Source organism: Gordonia namibiensis NBRC 108229 (assembly GCF_000298235.1).
GTDB classification, from domain to species: domain Bacteria; phylum Actinomycetota; class Actinomycetes; order Mycobacteriales; family Mycobacteriaceae; genus Gordonia; species Gordonia namibiensis.
In genome coordinates this window covers 133,743-150,392 of record NZ_BAHE01000020.1, presented here as the reverse complement: position 1 = coordinate 150,392, position 16,650 = coordinate 133,743, and the positions used below count along the sequence as shown (strand labels likewise).

Here is a 16,650-nt window from a genome sequence, read left to right as displayed (position 1 = left end):
ACCGCGACCGCCCGTCGAGGTGTCAGCCGTCCGCGTCGGTCAGGAAATCGTCGATCACCTGCGCCAAGCGATCCGGCGCCTCGAGCGCGACATGATGCCCGACGCCGTCGAACTCGATCGTCGAGACGGGCCCTGCGGAGATCTGAGCCAGTGTCCGAGCGGTGAACGGGCCACCGTAGGTTCCCACCGCGAGCATCGGCATGGTCAACGACACCACCGCCTTGGCCCGGAACTCATCACCCTCGGAGAGCATGGATCGATACAGGCCTGCCGCTCCTCGCCAGCCACCTTCTCGCGCGAACACCCGCACGAACTCGTCGAGATCGGCTTCGTCGACCGCCCCCTCGACACGCGTCATCGTCGGAAACGCCCAGTCGCCGAGGACCTTCCGTTCCCGCCCAGCGAACAGCAGATCGGCGATTCCCGGTGCGGCCAGCGCACCGATGTGCCACGATCCCCCGTGGACGACATCGGCGAACCCTTCGAGACCGAACCCGGCGAGCCCCGTCTCCACCCCGATCAGGCTCCGCACGAGTTCGGGATGCGCGGAGGCGAGCCGATAGACCGAGCCGCCCGAGATATCCTGCGCCAGAACATGCATGGGACCAACAGCGAGGTACCGGATGAGCTGATGTAGATCATCCGCCGCCATGGCACCACCAAAGTCTTCGCCCGCGACCGCAGAGTGACCGAAACCGCGCAGATCGACGGCGAACACCTGGTGGCCCTTCGCCAACAATGGAATCAGTCGGTGGAATGTCCACCACGACTCCGGGAATCCGTGGACGAGCAGGATGGGCGAACCACCGCTCCCCGCCGAGACATAGTGCAGCGACGTCCCGTTCACGTACGCGACGTGGTGTTCCACCTCGGGGATCGTCGCCCTGGTTGCACTGCGCGCTTCCACACTCATGACCATTCCCTCGTTCTGTCAACCTGGTTGTCAATACGGTAGGTATCTGTCAACCTGGTTGTCAATAGCCGAGGCGGTCGGTAACCTCCGGTCGTGGATGTTTCCCGCGGGGCCCAGTTCGCCCGCTTGCTGCTCGAGACCTTCGATGCGATGACGCGCGAGGTCGTCGACGAACTGGCCGACGCCGGACACCCGGGCCTGACGGTGTCCAACGAACTCGCCATGGAGGCCATCGACGACGGAGCGGGCAACGCGGCATCTCTCGCCCGGCGCCTGGGCGTCTCGCGTCAGGCCGCCGCGAAGACGATCACCGCGCTGGAAGGGTTGGGTTACGTCGAACGCGCCGCGGACGCCGACGACGCCCGGCGCAAGAGTTTGCGCATCACCGCCCGCGGACGCGAGGCCATCAGAGTCGGAAGCGCGGCCTTCGACCGCATTCGCGTGCGGTGGGAGGCGGCACTCGGCGCGGACCGGGTCGCCGAGACCGAGAATGCGCTCAGGATTCTCCGCGACGGGGTCCCCGAAGAGAAATGACCCCCGCCTCAACGACGGGGGCCCTCTCCAGTACTGGTTCAGTCAGCGTGGGTACCGATTCGACGGAACAGTTTGGTGGCGAGCAAGTAGGGTGTCGCACCCAGCGGCCACTGCGAGACGATCTTGCCCTTCCCGGACTTGGCCCGGAAATAGTTCGCGGTGTCCGCCCACACCGTCTTCGACAGTTGGTCTTGAAGCCACTTATTGTACGCGTCGAAAGCCCGCTCACGCACTCGAATACGAGTCATGGACTTGTTGCGTAGCTTCGCGATCGAGCCGGCCGCGAACTTCGCCTGGGCCTGGTAGAACGACACTAGCGGCACCGAGTTGGTATTCGGGCCGTACATGATGAAGAAGTTCGGGAAGTTCGGCACCATCAGACCCAAGAGCGCCTCGGGTTCTCCGGCCCACTGCTCGTGTAGATCCGCTCCGCCTTCGCCGTGCACCTCAAAGTTGCCCAGGTAGTTGGATGCATCGAAACCTGTTGCCAGCACGATGAGGTCGAGCTCGTGTTCGTCTCCGTTCGCGTCGATCGCCCCCTGCTTCGTCAACCCTTTGACGCCATGCGGCACCAGCGTCACATGCGGACTCTTCAGCGCGTTGTAGTAGGTGTCACTGAGAACAGTCCGGCGACCTTCAAACGGAAACTTCGGGGTGGCCATCTCGAGCAGATCCGGACGCGATCCGAGTTCACGATGCAAGAACGCCAGCGACTTCGCGTACCGGAGACGGTTCACTTTACCGTTGGCGCGCGCGTGGCCGGCGGTGATCTGCCGCTTGTCGTAGTCGAAGTACAGGCGGAGCCGCCGGTACCAGTACACGGGAGCGAACTGGTTGAAACGAAGCTCGGTGGCAGAGAACTTTCGACTGTCCTTGGGCAGAATCCAATTCGGCTCGAGTTGGAAGATCTTCACCTCAGAGGCGACTTTCTCCGCTTCGGTCACGATCTGCACCGCAGACGATCCAGTGCCGACGACGCCGACCTTCTTGCCGGCCATTTGCAATCCCTCGATCCAACGCGAGGTGTGGCAGATGTCGCCCTGGAAGTCGTGGTCACCACGCGCAAACGGCGGGATCAACGGGATGTTGAGGAACCCGACGGCACTGATCACAGCGGTGAATGCACCATGATCCTTACCCGAGCTCGTCGTCACGGTGTACTGCCGGGCTTCGTCTGACCATGTGACGTCCTCGACCGCTTCGTTGAATCGCATGTGCTCGATCAGCCTGTGCTTGGCGGCGACATAGTTCAGGTAACCGAGGAGCTCACTCCAGTCGACGTGTGTACGTGACCAGTTGTAGCGCTCGTACGAGAACGAGTAGATGTGCGATTCCAGATCGACCTCGGCGCCCGGGTACCGGTTGTAAAACCAGGTCCCGCCCAGGGCCGGCGCCTGTTCGAACATCACGAAGTCATCGATACCCTTGCGCTGCAGCTCGACAGCTGCAGCGATCCCGCTGAATCCGGTTCCGATGATCGCCACTCTGACTGGTGTTGCCATTGGATTTCTCCCTGCTGATGGTCTGACGCCGACATCTCCGGCGGCTCGTGACTATTGGTCTAGTCTTTAGGCCTTAATTACGTATGTCAAGGGCCTTTAATGCCTTGTCCGGCGACCTATTTGACCTGTGCGCTCCAGCCACCGTCGACGACGAGATCCGTGGCAGTGACGAAAGAAGCCTGGTCCGACAGGAGGAAAGCGATCGCCGCGGCGATCTCGTCCGGGAATCCCAGCCTGCGCATCGGCGTACGCTCTTCCATGTTGGTGCGCCTGGAGGGGTCCTCGACATAGAGGTGCTCGATCATCGGCGTCAGGATCGACCCCGGACAGACCGTGTTGCATCGGATGTTCTCCGGCCCGAGCTGGAGTGCAAGCGATCTGGACAACGAGACGATCGCAGCCTTGCTCACCTGATAGGCATCCAGTGGTGAATCCATGCCCCGCGTCCCGGCAATGCTCGCGACGTTGACGATGCTGCGGCCCTGTCCCTTACGTATCGCGGGCAAGGCCGCCGCGATGAGGGCACGCGTTGCGTGCAGATTGACGCCGAGGGTGACGTCCCAGACCGATTCGTCGGCCTCGAGCGCCGAACCGTCTCGATCGAAAAAGGCAACTCCGGCTGCGTTCACGAGATAGTCCAGACTGCCGTCGTCGAACGGGACCAGCAACTGGTTCAGGTCCCCGGAACGCAGATCGAACGGTATGTACTGCACCTCGTCGGGCAACTCGGCCGGCCGGCTCGTCTTGATGTCGGTTGCCACGACCCGGCAGCCGTCTGCTGCCAACCGCAGCGCGGTGGCGAGACCGATGCCACCTCCGGCGCCGGTCACCAGCGCGGTACGACTCATCGGGCCGATCCCTCTGCGAAGGCCTCTCGAAGCCGGTTGCCGGCGAACTGCATCGCCTCGGACGCGGTCGGGAAGATCTGGTCCAGGCCGAAGAAGCCGTGGATGAGGCCTTCGCTCTCGAATACTTCTACCGGCACACCCGCGTCGCGGAGCGCCTGCGCGTAGAGCTCGCCCTGCGGCCGGATGGGGTCACACTCCGCCAGGATCACCGTCGCGGCCACGAGGCCCTCGAGCTTCGCATCGAGCACCGCCACACGCTGATCTGTGGCCCAGTCCTCCCCGGGGAGATAATTGTCCTGGTGCCACTGCATCTCATCGCGTTCGAGCATGATGCCCTCGAACTCGTCGTCGAAGCCCTTGTCGAGATCGCACGTGGTCACCGGATAGACGAGGAGCTGGTGAGCGATCGGCGCCATCCGGTCGCGTACCTCGAGCGCGACCGCGGCAGCCAGATTGCCTCCGGCACTGTCACCCGCGACGGCCACGCGTGAGGTATCGACCGGCAGGCTCCCGGGCACGCGCGCCCATTCGAGGGCGTCGATCGCGTCGTTTACAGCTGTCGGGAATCGGTGATCTGGTCCGCGGCGGTAGTTCACCGACAGCACCGCGGAGTCCGACGCCGTCGCGAGCAGTCGGGTCGCGACATCGTGCGAGTCGATGCTGCCGAGAAGCCATCCGCCACCGTGGTAGTAGACCGTGAGCGGTAGATCGCTCGCAGCGGAGGGCAGGTACAACCGACCCCGGATCGTCTCACCATCGCGAGTGGGGATCGCGACGTCCTGGGTGGCATGGATCGACGGCTTCTCGAGCGCGCCGAACGTGGCCTCGAAGTTCTCACGAGCGGTCGCCACCGGCAGCAGGTGCGCGTTGGGACGCCCCGAGGCCTTCGAGTCGTCGATCATCTTCTGTGCAATCGGATTGAGGGGCATTGCAGTCCTTTCTCGAGGGTTTCCGGGTGCGGGATCAGACGCGCTCGTAGTAGCGCTTCTTCTCCCAGTCGGTCACCGCACCGGAGTCGAATGAGGTCAGCTCGTTCTGTGACGAGGCGAGCAGGTGATCGAACTGGTCATCGCCGAAGGCAGCGCGCAGCATCTTGCACTCGGCGAACCTGTCGAGCGCAGCATGCATGGACGTCGGAACCGTCTCGATCTGATTTGTGTCATCCCAGGCGTTCCCGGCGAACACAGCGGGTGTCGGAAGCTCTTTCTCGATGCCGTCGAGCCCCGCGGCGATGGTGGCGGCGTAGGCGTAATAGGGATTGACGTCCGCGCCCGGAATCCGGTTCTCGACCCGGAAGGACGGTCCATCACCCACCAGCCGGAAGGCGCAGGACCGGTTGTCAGCTCCGAGCGCAATCGCCGAGCCGGCGAACTGATCCGGTTGGAACCGCTTGTAGGAGTTGATCGTGGGAGCGAACAGCAGCACGATGTCGGCCGCGTGCTCCAACTGGCCGGCGACGAACGAACCGAACTTCCTCGACATTCCACCCTCGCCGTCCGCGGCCCAGCACAACGGCTCGGGCGAATCGTCGGTGCTCCACATACTCACATGCAGATGACAGGAAGACCCGACCTCGTCGATGTCTGGTTTGGCCATGAACGTCACGGTCAGATCCGACTGGTTGGCGAGTTGCTTGACCCCATACTTGAAGAGCACGTGCCGGTCGGCCATTTCCAGGGCGCTGCAGTAGTCGAGCGTCACCTCCTGCTGACCGAGTCCCCACTCCGGCTTTGACGACTCGATCGGGATTCCGAATGCGGGCATCATGTTCCGGATCTGGCGGATGAACCAGTCGTCGCGGGCGGATTGGATCAGCTGGTAATCCGACCTGTAGTCGGACGTCATCTCGAGATTCTGGTAACCGCGTTCCCACGCTTTGCGGGGTGGTGTCTGGGAGAGGAAGAACTCCAACTCCGACGCGAACTGGAACGCCAGCCCTTCCTCGGTTGCTCGCGCGATCTGTTTCTTGAGGATCGTGCGCGGTGCCACCGACAGCAGCTCGTCCCGTTCGCTCTCGTAGGCGTCGCAGATGACCATGGCGCAGTTGGGTTCCCACGGCACACGGCGCAGGGTCGCGATGTCCGGTACCAGGCGGATGTCAGCCCATCCGTTGGCGGCGTTGGACACAGGCAGGTCGAGCGGGTTCATCTCCAGATCGACCGCGAACACGAAACTGCTCGCATTGACCCCGCCGCCCTTTAGACACAGCGACCGAAAAGCGTTGACCGTCAGACGCTTACCGACCGTCCGGCCGTAGGGGTCGGGTGCCGCGCAGATGACCGTGTCGATCGCGCCATCGGCGACGTACGCATCGAACTCTTCGATGGTAAGGATTCCGGTATGCATCACTGGTGCTCCAGATGTCGTTGTAGTTCCCACGGGGTGATGAAAGTGCGCATCCACGCCTGGTAACGCTCGTACTCCGCTCGACGGGTCGATGCGAAGGCCTCGACGAACGGCTTGCCGAGCACCTCAGCGGCGTATCCCGAGGTCTCGAGCGCGGTGATCGCATCACCGAGGTTGTCGGGAAGCGCAGCCGCCTCGGCAGCACCGGCATCGGGCAGGATCAACTGATCCTGGAGCCCAACCAGACCACCGGCGAGCAGCGCAGCGGCCACCACGTACGGGTTGGCGTCGGCTCCCGGACGCCGATGCTCGATTCGCGCCGCCTTCGTGCTCCCCAGAAGCGCACGGCAGGTCGCGTTCCGGTCGTCGCTCCCCCAGAAGGAGCGGTCACCGACGAACATCGTCGGGTCGGCGCGCTTGAACGAGTTGACGTACGGACTGAACAACACGGTGAAGTCCGTCATCGTCTCCAGCAAACCGGCGAGGTACCGCGATCCGATCTCGGACAACCTCCCCGGCTCGTCGACCATGACGTTGACGCCGTGGCGGACGAGGCTGGAGTGAACGTGCCCGCCGGCCCCGGAGAACTCCCCGAAGGGTTTGGCCATGAAACTGGCACGCAGCCCGTGTTCGGCGCAGAGGTCGCGTAGGTACTGTCGCGCACGGGCAGCACCGTCAGCAGCCTCCTTCGCCGGAGCGGGTGCCAGCGCGAACTCGAAGAAGCCGGGCCCCAGTTCGGAGTGGAAGGCCTCGACGTCGATGCCCACCTGCGTCATCCGGTCGATGTACTCGGAGGCGAGTTCATCGGCTTCGACCGAGCGGGTCAGGCTGTAGGCGTTGTGTGTTCGGCCGAGGGGAGTCAGTCCGTTGGTCCCATGGAACTCCGCGCCCGGTGTCTCGCGGAAGATCCACACCTCGTACTCGTATCCGAGCACGGGGTCGAGTCCCAGCTTGCTGTATTCGTCGATCAGCCCGACCAGCACGCCGCGCGCCGAGGGCCCGAACCGCCGGCCGTCCGCGTCGACGAAGTCGGCGACGACCGCATCCGTTCCCTGGCGCCACGGCAATTGCACACGGGTGGATTCGTCGGCAAAGACCACACCGTCGGGGTATCCGTTCTCGGCGTTGCTGAACGGCGTGTCGCTGGTGTCGTCCACGAGGGACAACCCGTATGCGATCGTGCAGAACGCCATCTCCGATTTCGTCTTGTCGGATCGAACGAGCTTGCCCCGCAGTCCGAGATCGTAATCCGGGACCTCGATCTGGGTCATCGGCCTGAGTTTCGTCATGACCTTCCTCCGCGGTCTACTGGGCGTCTTCCGACGCGGTGGTACACGCTGTCGGGGATGAGTGACGGGTCTCGATACACCCACCACGTGCAGGCAGTCGCCGCGCTCGCAGTTCCGGTCCAGACCGGCGGGTCGATGACCCGGGTGGGGAAACCGATCCGGTCGATCGGCATCACCACATTCAGCAGGCAGCAATGCACGCAGTAGGAACAAACCCCAACCTCGTTCCACGCCCAGTCGTGTGGGCGTGTCGTGGTCGCGAATCCGTAGGGAGCGGCCGATCGTGGTGTGCCGCCAGTGATCTCGGCGTCCAGCATCCGCCCACCGGACCCGCACGGCGCGAACCGGAAACCGATCCGATCGGGTTCCTCGATCAGCTCGATGTCGCCCTGGCGGTCCCGGCCCACAAGGTGCGCGTGGAATCCGTCGACGATCGCGGTCATCAACTGATTCGCCGACACGCGCCAAGGCTGATTCGCCGGCGAGAACCGCCGCTCATGAGCGTCGTACCAATCGGCCATGAGGAAGTCCCAGAGGTCTCCGAGGACGTCCTCACCGCACAACCGAACAGCGATGTCGACGTGGCCGGCGACCCGGTCGACGGCACGATCGTGGATGCCGAGCCAGATGGCGTGTACCTCGTCGACGAGTTCACCTGCGTCGCTGTCACCTTCGCGGCATCTCCGGGCGGCGTCGAGGGCCGCGTCACGGTAGGCCGGCCACTCTGCCTGGATACCGGACATGGCGGAGTCACCGATGACCGAATGCAACCGGTCCATCTCGCGCCTCAGCGCGGCCGGATCGACTCCCAGCCCGGTGAGCCACCCGGTGACCTCTGCGGGCCAACGTTCATAGACGTCACGAAGCTCGTCGGCCTCCTCGAGCGACACCTCGAGCAGGTCGGCGGCCGCCTCGTGGTCGCCCGCTTCGATCCGCGCCTTCGCAGACCTGAACGTCCCGTGCGACAGTTCCTCCCATGAGCCGACCCGGGCGGGGCGTCCGAGGAAGTCACTGTAGGCGACCACCGGAGCATCTTGTTTCAGTGTCATGTCAGCTCGAATCCGCCGTCGACCAGCAACTCGGAACCGGTTGTGTACGCAGACTGGTCGCTCAGCAAGAACGCTGCCGCGCTCGCGATCTCGTCCGGTGTGCCGAAACGCCCTGCCGGCACTCGGGACGCAAGCCTCCCGGGCAGCTGTGTCGTGTCACCGTGCGCGGCCGCCATCGGTGTGGCGATGAATCCGGGCGCTATCGAGTTCACACGGATACCCCGGCCGGCCAGCGCGCGGGCCGCAGTGCGCGTGAGCATCGACAGGCCGGCTTTCGAGGCCGCGTACTGCGGTGTCGGATCCGGATCGGTCAGCGCAACCACCCGGTGCGACTCGATCGAGCTGATGTTGACGATCGCGCCGGCCCCGGAGTCCGCAAGGTGCGTGGTGGCGGCATCGATCACGTTGTATGCGCCGGCCAGGTTGACGTCCAGGGCGCGGCTCCATTGGTCCTGCCCGACCCCGCCGAACCCGGTTGTCTCGATGATCCCGGCGCAGTTGACGACGTAGCTCAACCCGTCGCCGGCGTGCTCGTCAATGACGTCCTGTACCCCACGTCGATCGCGGACGTCGACCGCACACGGCACATGAAGGCGAGCACGTGGGCCGCTGACCTGCTCGGGCTCGCGCAGGTCCAGCGCCAAGGTCCGGATCCCGGCGTCGAGCAGCAGTGCGGTGACGGCCGCGCCGATACCCGACGCCGCCCCGGTCACGACGGCTCCCTTTCCCGAGAAGGTCAGGGCGATGTGTGCGGTCGCCGGGCTCATCGCGTTCCGTACCTCGCTTCGAAGGCAGTCATGGCCTGCTCGAAGCACTCACGCGGTGCTCGGATCACGCCGGCACCGATCTGGCCACCGTCGCGACCGGCCAGACCGACGTCCATCACCGGCAGGATGCCTTTCTCCAGCACCAGGCGAGCGTCGACACCGGTGGGAGTACCGCGGAACGAGAACAGCGGAATTCGGTAGGTGCCGTTCTCGCCGTGGGCAATGGAGTACATCTCCCGATTGCGTTCGATCATCACGTCGGGAGATCCTCCCTGATAGTCCTGCAGCGACAGCGCGCAGGCCTGTGCGAAGCCTCCCAATCCGATGGTCTCTGTGATCGGGCTCTCACCACCCATCCAGGCGATCTCGTCCTCGGTGTGACCCTTGAACAACTTGCCCTCGTGCACGGGCGGCGGGCCCTCGAACCACTGGTCGCCGAGACCGGCGATCTTGATGGCGAAGCCGCGACAACTGAAGGCCATCGCGGACACGAGGGTCGAGCCCTCTACGACCATGGCGTCGGCGGATGCCTTCGCCGCGGCCATCGACAACCGGAGGAAGAAGTAATCATTTTCCGCGAGGTGCAGCATCGTCTCCTGGACACCCGGAAAATCGTCACGCACCATCTCCAGAACCGCCGGCAAGATCTCCCGGCTGAACAGGATCGACGCTGCCGCATTACGGCTGTGCACTTCGTCCCCCATCCGGAGAGCCCGCGCAGTGAGCGGCTTCAGAGCGACCCCGCCACTGCGACGGATCGCTTCCCCCACGACCGGGGCCAAGACTGAGTTCACGTGCAACAGGCGCTCGTGAACACCCTCGTCGTAGCAGCCGTAGTTGAGGCGCCGCGGCTCCTTGCCTTCGTAGAAGTTGCAGAAGCCGACGTTGCCGTGAGCGCGGTTCTCGACGACGAACACCGGCATCGAGGCCGTGTAGATCCCGGCCAAGGACCCGACAGCGGCATAGTCGTGGCACGCACCGATCTCGATACGGCCGTCGGCGAAGCCCTTGATCGCCTCTTCCCGGGTGGTTGCCAGCCCTTCGAACAGCGCGCCGCCGATCAAGGCCTCGCGCTGGCCGCCGGTGTAATCCTCCCAATCCATCGGGGCACCGGAGGTGAGGACGAGGTTCTTCTTGTAACCGGGCAGCACCTCACCCGCGGGCGCGACGTCGACGACCCACGGGTCCGCGGCATCCAACCGCGCGAATGCTTCGGCGTTCGCCGACTCGATCGACAACCCCGGCGCAACGGCAACACCGCCCGTGGCCTCGGCACTCACCATGCGACCACACCGCCGTCGACGAGCAGGGTCTGCGCGGTGATGAACGAAGCCCGAGGAGACAGCAGGAACTCGACGGCTTCCGCAACTTCTTCCGGCTCACCGATGCGCTTCAGCATGGCGTGAGCGGCGCTCTTCTCCTCGCCTCCCGAGACCCGGGCCATCGACTCGCTCATGGGCGCACGGATGACACCGGGCGCGACATTGTTCACCCGGATGCCGCGTTCGGCCAGTTCCTCGGCCACGTAGCGTGTGTAGGCGGCGATACCAGCCTTCGTCGCGCCGTACACCGAAGCGCCACGGAAACGTCCGAAGTGTCCGGTGAGGCTACCGACGTTGACGATGGCGGTCCCCTCGGTCAGCCTCGGTGCCACCGCGTCGGTCACGCGGGCCATGCCGGCGATGTTCACCTGGAACATCAGTTCCAGCTTCGCCTCGTCGATCTCACCGAGGAACGAATCCCGCAGCACACCTGCGCAATTGACGAGTCCCGCCAAGGTCTCGCCCTCATCGAGTACGGACTCGACGGCGCGGTCCACGCTGTCACGCTCGGTGACATCCATCTCCACGGTCAGCATTGCGTCCTCGACCGCGCTCGGATCGAGCGCATCGATGGCCGGCTTGAGATCCGCCGCGACCGGGGTGTACCCCGACTCCCGCAGCCGATGGCAGATGGCCTGGCCGATGACCCCGGCACCGCCGGTCACTATGACTTTGTTCCCCACGAAGGGCTCCTTCTGCTCCGGGTTACTTTTCCGTTCGGATGAGATCAGTGTCACCACAAAAGGCCTATTGGTCAAGTTTTCAGACCTATTAGCAGGTTGCGGAATGTCGTGGCGGCCCCGCGAACTGGGCGATGAGACTTTGAGGTCTAAAGGTCTAACAATCCACGCTTCGGGCACCGTGATTGCGCTACGCTGGGACAAATCGAAGGGAGTGGCAGATGACCGCCGACAAGGCATCCTTGGTTCCAGTCCGCCAGATTCCTGCACACGAACTCGTACTCGATCAGATCAGGCGGTCCCTCGAGCTGGGACAATTCCGCCCGGGCGACCGACTGCCAACCGAACGTGAACTGACCGAGCTGCTCCAGGTGTCGCGGACGACGGTCCGCTCGGCCCTGTACGTTCTCGAGCGGGAAGGCCTCATCGAGGTCCGGCGCGGTCGCGGAGGCGGATTCACCGTCCAGGCACCGAAGTACGACTCCACCGAGACCCGCCGCGAGATGCGTAAGAACAAGAAGGCGATTCGTGATGCCTTCGAGTATCGAAGCGCCGTGGAGGTGGCCGCCACTCGTCTCGCAGCCGAGCGACGTCGCGCCGCGGACGTCAGCGAACTCCGGCGCCTGCTCTCCGCCATGGACGAGGCACTCGAGATCGCGATGGCGGATCAGACGGCCCACAACGTCTTCGAATTCCAGACGCTGGACAACACCTTCCATCTGACGATCGCCCGCGCGAGCCAGAACGACCTGTTGATCGATGCGGTAGCCGATGCGCGCCGCAAGATGTGGCTCCCCGTGGGCGCCGTTTTCGGGCGATTAGAGGCGAATGCCAACGACTTCCACGAGGTGATCGTCGAGGCGATCGACAAACGGGATGTCGATGCCGCTGGTGACAAGATGAAGGAACACATCACCACCACCCGGTCGACGGTGGAGTCGTACCTGCGCCGCTGACTCAGAAGACGGACCACCCGGCGAGTTCGGCGAATCGTTCGATTGCCGCGACGCCGCCTGCCGAGTTGCCGTCCGAGTCGAGCGGTGGACTCCACACGCAGACGGTTCCACGTCCGGGCATCACCGCGACGACTCCGCCGCCGATGCCACTCTTGGCGGGCAGCCCGATGCGGTATGCGATATCGCCTGCTGCCCCGTACATCCCGGACGTGAGCAGCACAGCGTTTATCCGACGAACGGTGGCCGGCGCCAAATCCGTCGACGTGGTCGCACGATCGGCGAGGAACAGGGACGCCGCAGCAACGGTCTGCACATCGGCGGCGATCGCACATTGCTGGCAGTACTGGGCCAGAAGCCGCTCGATCTCGCACTTCAGTCGTCCATGCTCGGCGAGCACATGCGCCAGGGCCGAGTTCCGGTGATCTGTGATCATCTCTGCCATCGCGACGTCCTGATCCACCACTACAGGGCGGCCGAAAGCCCCCCTTCGCACGATGTCCAGGGTTGCCGCGACCGCGTCCCCCGAGCGCTCCAGCAACAGGTCGGTGACAACCAGAGCCCCCGCATTGACGAACGGATTGGCCGGACGCCCCCCGCTTCGCTCGAGCTCTGCGACCGAGTTGAACTGCGCGTTGGTCGGGTTCCAACCGACGTGCGTCCAGGCACGTGGATCGTGCTCCAGCAGCGCACAAAGCGCAAAGAGCTTCGAAAGACTCTGGATCGAGAACGGCCGGGCGCTGTCTCCGGCATGCACAAGCTGCCCGTCCGTCGTGGCGACCGCCATACCGAAGTGGGTCGACGCAACTTCGGACAAAGCCGGTATCTGGGTCGACACCCGACCGCGTTCGGCCGCGCAAGCCCCGGCTTCCATGGACTCATCCAGCCATTCAGCCAGAAGGCCGTCATCGTGAGCGGGTTTGATCAGGAGATCTGAAACCAAGGCGAATCCCCTCCGGAGGCATTGCTGACCGGACCTTCAGAATGCGCACGATGTTACGTTTGCTTTAAAGCTCTAGTCAATAGACCTTTCTAACCTCGACATTTGCCGGCGTGTCCCAGTTGGCCAACACACATTGGCACAGAAACTGTGGTCCAAGTCTCTTCTCCTGTGGTCTACTGGTCCTGCTTTTAGTCCTTTAGGCCTTGCGGTTGGCCCCCACAACCCCGGCATCTCGAAAGGTGAGCGATGGCTCTCGATTCAGCCCGAACCGGACCTGCACCAGCAGGCGTATCTGCGTCCACTTCCACCCCGCCGCAACTGAAGAAGGGCGCTCTCGGCCTCGCCGGTGTCGTTTTCATGGTCGTCGCGTTCTCCGCGCCGGTCACCGCGATGACTGGCAACCTTCCGGTCGCGGTCGGTTTCGGTAACGGGATCGGCGCGCCGGCGGGCTTCATCATCGCCACGGTCGTGCTGACCATCTTCAGCGTCGGCTTCATCGCGCTGGCGCGACACATCACCGCAGCGGGCGCCTTCTACACATTTGTGTCCCGAGGATGGACCCGCATCGCCGGTCTCCCTGCCGGGGTGCTGTCGATGTTCACCTACATGACCATGGAGGCGGCGCTGATCGGCATCTTCTCCGCCTTCGCGAAGCAGGCCGTGGAGTCTCAGTTCGGCATCGACCTGCCGTGGCTCGTCTACGGTGCTGCCTGCCTGGTCGTCATCGCGGTGCTCTCGCACAAGGACATCTCCCTGGCCGCCAAGGTCTTGGGCCTAGTCCTCATCCTGGAGATCGCGCTGCTCACGGCTACGGCGGTGGCATCGCTGATGAACGCACCCGACGGATTGTCGCTGACCTCCCTGAACCCTGCGACAGCCCTCAGCACCAACGGTGTTCCCGGTGGCGTCGTCGGCCTCGGCTTACTGATGGCGTTCTGGTCCTGGGTCGGATTCGAGTCCACCGCCATCTACGGCGAGGAGTCCAAGGACCCCAAGCGGATCGTCCCGCGCGCCACACTGATCGCCGTGATCGGCATCGGAGTGTTCTACACGTTCATCTCGTGGGGCGTCGTCGCGGGCAACGGTGGCCAGAAGGCAGTCGAACTCTCGGCCGGCGATGAACCGTTCTCCTTGATCTATGCTCCGAGCGAGCAGTACCTCGGTGCGTGGAGCGTGCACGCATACCAATGGCTGGCAATCGGCGGTTCGTTCGCCTGTGCGCTGGCCATCCACAACTCCGCTGCCCGCTACCTGTTCGCCTTCGGGCGGGACCGGATCTTGCCGCACAAGCTCGGCGCCGTGCACCCGACGCACAATTCCCCGTGGATCGCCTCGCTCACCCAGAGCGTGTTCGCCGGAATCCTCCTCCTCGTCTGTGCGATCTCCGGTTCCGATCCCTACGGAGTGATGTTCGTACTGATCGGGATCATGGCGACCCTGGCACTGCTGATTGTTCAGGTGATGTGCTCGATCTCCACGATCGTCTACTTCCACGTCCGCGGCGAGCACCCCGAGACCAAACATTGGTTACGGACGCTGGTCTGCCCGATCATCGGTGCCCTCGGCATGCTCTTCGTCATCTATCTGATGGGCACCAACATGCGGGCCGCAGCAGGCGCCGCGTCGGAGACGCTGCTGTTCAAGGCGATCCCGTTCATCCTCGTCATCCTCTTCGTCGGGTCGCTGGTGACCGCCCTGTATCTCCGGAAGTCCCACCCGGACGTTTATTCGCGAATCGGCAGCACCGTCTTCGACGACCTGCCCGCAGTCGACAGCCATGTGCTCGACGACGATCCGGAGCCCGACCACCGCTCGGGCACGATCAGCAAGCCGTGACAGCGAACTGATCTTCTCTCTACGACACCAGCTCTGGGACTGCGAGTGCTCGCGCCCCGGAGCTGGTGTCTTTCACGACGCATTCACGAAGGAGTTCTGCGTTCATGACCGACTGGTCCACCAAGAAAGTACTCGTCACCGGAGGCAGCCGGGGGATCGGCGCAGGCATAGCCGCGACCTTCCTCGAGGCCGGCGCCCGTGTCGCCATCGCCGGTCGTCAGCAGGCCGCACTCGAGACGACCCGGCGTCGTCTCGAAGAGCGCTACGGCCCGAGCTGTTTCACAATCGAGGTCGACGTCGCGGACCCAGCCTCCTGCCGATCCATGGCCAATCGGGCTGTCTCCCTGCTCGGTGGACTCGACATCGTGTGTGCCAACGCCGGTATCTATCCGGAAGCACAACTCGATGAGCTCACCGCCGACGATCTCCAGCAGATGTTCTCCGTCAACACCTTTGGTTCGATCTACACCACCCAGGCCTGTACCGCGGCCCTCGCCGAGTCAGCGAACGGTCGGGTGGTGATCACCTCGTCGATCACCGGACCGCTCACCGGCTATTCGGGACTCAGCCACTACAGCGCCAGCAAATCGGCCCAGCTGGGCTTCATGCGTTCTGCCGCTTTGGAACTGGCCCCCGCCGGCGTGACCGTGAATGCCGTCCTGCCGGGCAGTGTCCGCACCGAAGGACTCGATGGACTGGGCGAGTCGGCGATCGAGCGCATGGTCGAGGCCATCCCGGCTCGACGCCTCGGGACGCCGACCGACATCGGTGCGGCGGTAATGTACTTCGGCAGCGACGAGGCCGCCTTCGTGACCGGTCAGACCCTCGTCGTCGACGGCGGTCAAACACTTCCCGAGCACGCCGACGCCTTCTGAACACAAACTTCGTTGAAAGAGAGCAAACGGGACATGTCGAAGCGCCCGGTCATCGCGGTGACCTACAGCATCGCCGAACTGCCCATCCTTATTCACTGGCGCCGGATGTTCGAGGGCATCAACGCCTCTGGGGCAACGGCGTTGGCCCTCGACACCAGCAGCCACATCCACGACGACCTGGATACGGTCATGCGCAACGTGGACGGATTGATCATCTCGGGAGGCGGGGACATCAACCCGACGATCTACGGCGGCGTCGGCGACGACCCCACCCTGTGGGGTGTCAATGTGACACGCGATCTCAACGAGATCGCGGCGGTGCAGAGCGCCAGAGCAACTGATCTGCCGGTACTCGCCATCTGCCGCGGATTCCACCTCGTCAACGCCTCCATGGGAGGGACGCTCTGGCAGGACCTCGCTCGCGATCGCCCCACGCCGGTCCGTCATCGTCTCGGCGAGGACTCGGTGGTCCGTCCGGCGCATCGCGTGTCTCTCGATGAGACCAGCGCGGTCGCGCGGTGGACCGGGGAGACAAACCTCGAGGTCAACAGCCAGCACCACCAGGGCATCAGAGACCTGGCCCCGGACTTGCGTCCAACCGCCCACAGCGCGGACGGCCTCGTCGAAGGATTCGAGACCGGCGACGGGATGGTCGTCGGGATCCAATGGCATCCCGAGCTCTTCTGGCACGTCGACGACCACGCTGCCGCTTTGCTACGGGGCTTCACCAAGTCATGTGCCCGCGATTCAGCTCAGGTCCCGGGCTGACGGTCGACCCGGTAAGACGAAAGTC

16 protein-coding genes are annotated in these 16,650 nt (G+C 64.2%); 5 read left to right on the top strand and 11 right to left on the bottom strand.

What is annotated here, in order from left to right:
* Positions 1–22 precede the first annotated feature (22 nt).
* Positions 23–913 carry an alpha/beta fold hydrolase gene (locus GONAM_RS12730; protein ID WP_040536348.1) on the bottom strand — a complete coding sequence of 297 codons (891 nt, stop codon included), beginning with the start codon at positions 911–913 and terminating at the stop codon, positions 23–25.
* 93 nt (positions 914–1,006) lie between these two features.
* Here GONAM_RS12730 and GONAM_RS12725 point away from each other — a divergent pair, with 93 nt between their 5' ends.
* Positions 1,007–1,447, top strand: coding sequence for a MarR family winged helix-turn-helix transcriptional regulator (locus GONAM_RS12725; RefSeq protein WP_006867162.1), 441 nt, complete (start codon positions 1,007–1,009; stop codon positions 1,445–1,447).
* 38 nt (positions 1,448–1,485) lie between these two features.
* Here the strand turns inward: GONAM_RS12725 and GONAM_RS12720 are convergent, their stop codons facing one another.
* From GONAM_RS12720 to GONAM_RS12680, 9 genes are all read right to left on the bottom strand, one after another.
* Positions 1,486–2,949 (bottom strand): flavin-containing monooxygenase, encoded by a 1,464-nt coding sequence (locus tag GONAM_RS12720; RefSeq protein WP_006867161.1) that lies wholly within the window; start codon positions 2,947–2,949, stop codon positions 1,486–1,488.
* A gap of 116 nt (positions 2,950–3,065) precedes the next feature.
* A complete protein-coding gene (locus GONAM_RS12715) occupies positions 3,066–3,797 on the bottom strand; it encodes an SDR family NAD(P)-dependent oxidoreductase (RefSeq protein WP_006867160.1) in 732 nt (243 codons plus the stop codon).
* A complete protein-coding gene (locus GONAM_RS12710) occupies positions 3,794–4,726 on the bottom strand; it encodes an alpha/beta hydrolase (protein ID WP_006867159.1) in 933 nt (310 codons plus the stop codon). Before GONAM_RS12710 ends, GONAM_RS12715 begins: the two co-directional genes overlap by 4 nt.
* Before the next feature lie 34 nt (positions 4,727–4,760).
* Positions 4,761–6,143, bottom strand: coding sequence for a glutamine synthetase family protein (locus GONAM_RS12705; protein WP_006867158.1), 1,383 nt, complete (start codon positions 6,141–6,143; stop codon positions 4,761–4,763).
* Positions 6,143–7,414, bottom strand: coding sequence for a type I glutamate--ammonia ligase (locus tag GONAM_RS12700; RefSeq protein ID WP_157159159.1), 1,272 nt, complete (start codon positions 7,412–7,414; stop codon positions 6,143–6,145). The genes GONAM_RS12705 and GONAM_RS12700 overlap by 1 nt, the downstream gene beginning before the upstream one ends.
* 14 nt (positions 7,415–7,428) lie before the next feature.
* Positions 7,429–8,481, bottom strand: coding sequence for a hypothetical protein (locus GONAM_RS12695; RefSeq protein WP_006867156.1), 1,053 nt, complete (start codon positions 8,479–8,481; stop codon positions 7,429–7,431).
* Positions 8,478–9,248, bottom strand: coding sequence for an SDR family NAD(P)-dependent oxidoreductase (locus tag GONAM_RS12690; protein ID WP_006867155.1), 771 nt, complete (start codon positions 9,246–9,248; stop codon positions 8,478–8,480). The genes GONAM_RS12695 and GONAM_RS12690 overlap by 4 nt, the downstream gene beginning before the upstream one ends.
* Positions 9,245–10,531, bottom strand: coding sequence for a YlbE family protein (locus GONAM_RS12685; RefSeq protein WP_006867154.1), 1,287 nt, complete (start codon positions 10,529–10,531; stop codon positions 9,245–9,247). Before GONAM_RS12685 ends, GONAM_RS12690 begins: the two co-directional genes overlap by 4 nt.
* Complete coding sequence (locus GONAM_RS12680) at positions 10,525–11,253, bottom strand: SDR family NAD(P)-dependent oxidoreductase (RefSeq protein WP_006867153.1); 729 nt, start codon at positions 11,251–11,253, stop codon at positions 10,525–10,527. Before GONAM_RS12680 ends, GONAM_RS12685 begins: the two co-directional genes overlap by 7 nt.
* A gap of 218 nt (positions 11,254–11,471) precedes the next feature.
* Here GONAM_RS12680 and GONAM_RS12675 point away from each other — a divergent pair, with 218 nt between their 5' ends.
* The gene (locus tag GONAM_RS12675) at positions 11,472–12,206 is read left to right on the top strand and encodes a FadR/GntR family transcriptional regulator (RefSeq protein ID WP_006867152.1); all 735 of its coding nucleotides are present in this window, start codon (positions 11,472–11,474) and stop codon (positions 12,204–12,206) included.
* A 1-nt stretch (position 12,207) separates the two neighbouring features.
* Here GONAM_RS12675 and glsA read toward each other — a convergent pair whose 3' ends face one another.
* Entirely contained in the window at positions 12,208–13,146 is a 939-nt protein-coding gene (glsA, locus tag GONAM_RS12670) for a glutaminase A (protein WP_006867151.1), read from the bottom strand.
* Positions 13,147–13,392: 246 nt separating this feature from the next.
* On the opposite strand from glsA, the gene GONAM_RS12665 reads away from it, so the two are divergent.
* The 3 genes from GONAM_RS12665 to GONAM_RS12655 all read left to right on the top strand — a co-directional run bounded on the left by GONAM_RS12665 (position 13,393) and on the right by GONAM_RS12655 (position 16,625).
* The gene (locus GONAM_RS12665; protein WP_006867150.1) at positions 13,393–14,982 is read left to right on the top strand and encodes an APC family permease; all 1,590 of its coding nucleotides are present in this window, start codon (positions 13,393–13,395) and stop codon (positions 14,980–14,982) included.
* A 104-nt stretch (positions 14,983–15,086) separates the two neighbouring features.
* A complete protein-coding gene (locus GONAM_RS12660; protein ID WP_006867149.1) occupies positions 15,087–15,857 on the top strand; it encodes an SDR family NAD(P)-dependent oxidoreductase in 771 nt (256 codons plus the stop codon).
* A 33-nt stretch (positions 15,858–15,890) separates the two neighbouring features.
* A complete protein-coding gene (locus GONAM_RS12655) occupies positions 15,891–16,625 on the top strand; it encodes a gamma-glutamyl-gamma-aminobutyrate hydrolase family protein (RefSeq protein WP_006867148.1) in 735 nt (244 codons plus the stop codon).
* Positions 16,626–16,650: the final 25 nt, after the last annotated feature.

Coding starts and splice junctions, on each gene's coding strand:
- GONAM_RS12730 (WP_040536348.1), bottom strand. CDS start 913: ATGAGTGTGGAAGCGCGCAGTGCAACCAGGGCGACGATCCCCGAGGTG.
- GONAM_RS12720 (WP_006867161.1), bottom strand. CDS start 2,949: ATGGCAACACCAGTCAGAGTGGCGATCATCGGAACCGGATTCAGCGGG.
- GONAM_RS12715 (WP_006867160.1), bottom strand. CDS start 3,797: ATGAGTCGTACCGCGCTGGTGACCGGCGCCGGAGGTGGCATCGGTCTC.
- GONAM_RS12710 (WP_006867159.1), bottom strand. CDS start 4,726: ATGCCCCTCAATCCGATTGCACAGAAGATGATCGACGACTCGAAGGCC.
- GONAM_RS12705 (WP_006867158.1), bottom strand. CDS start 6,143: ATGCATACCGGAATCCTTACCATCGAAGAGTTCGATGCGTACGTCGCC.
- GONAM_RS12700 (WP_157159159.1), bottom strand. CDS start 7,414: ATGACCCAGATCGAGGTCCCGGATTACGATCTCGGACTGCGGGGCAAG.
- GONAM_RS12695 (WP_006867156.1), bottom strand. CDS start 8,481: ATGACACTGAAACAAGATGCTCCGGTGGTCGCCTACAGTGACTTCCTC.
- GONAM_RS12690 (WP_006867155.1), bottom strand. CDS start 9,248: ATGAGCCCGGCGACCGCACACATCGCCCTGACCTTCTCGGGAAAGGGA.
- GONAM_RS12685 (WP_006867154.1), bottom strand. CDS start 10,531: ATGGTGAGTGCCGAGGCCACGGGCGGTGTTGCCGTTGCGCCGGGGTTG.
- GONAM_RS12675 (WP_006867152.1), top strand. CDS start 11,472: ATGACCGCCGACAAGGCATCCTTGGTTCCAGTCCGCCAGATTCCTGCA.
- GONAM_RS12665 (WP_006867150.1), top strand. CDS start 13,393: ATGGCTCTCGATTCAGCCCGAACCGGACCTGCACCAGCAGGCGTATCT.
- GONAM_RS12660 (WP_006867149.1), top strand. CDS start 15,087: ATGACCGACTGGTCCACCAAGAAAGTACTCGTCACCGGAGGCAGCCGG.
- GONAM_RS12655 (WP_006867148.1), top strand. CDS start 15,891: ATGTCGAAGCGCCCGGTCATCGCGGTGACCTACAGCATCGCCGAACTG.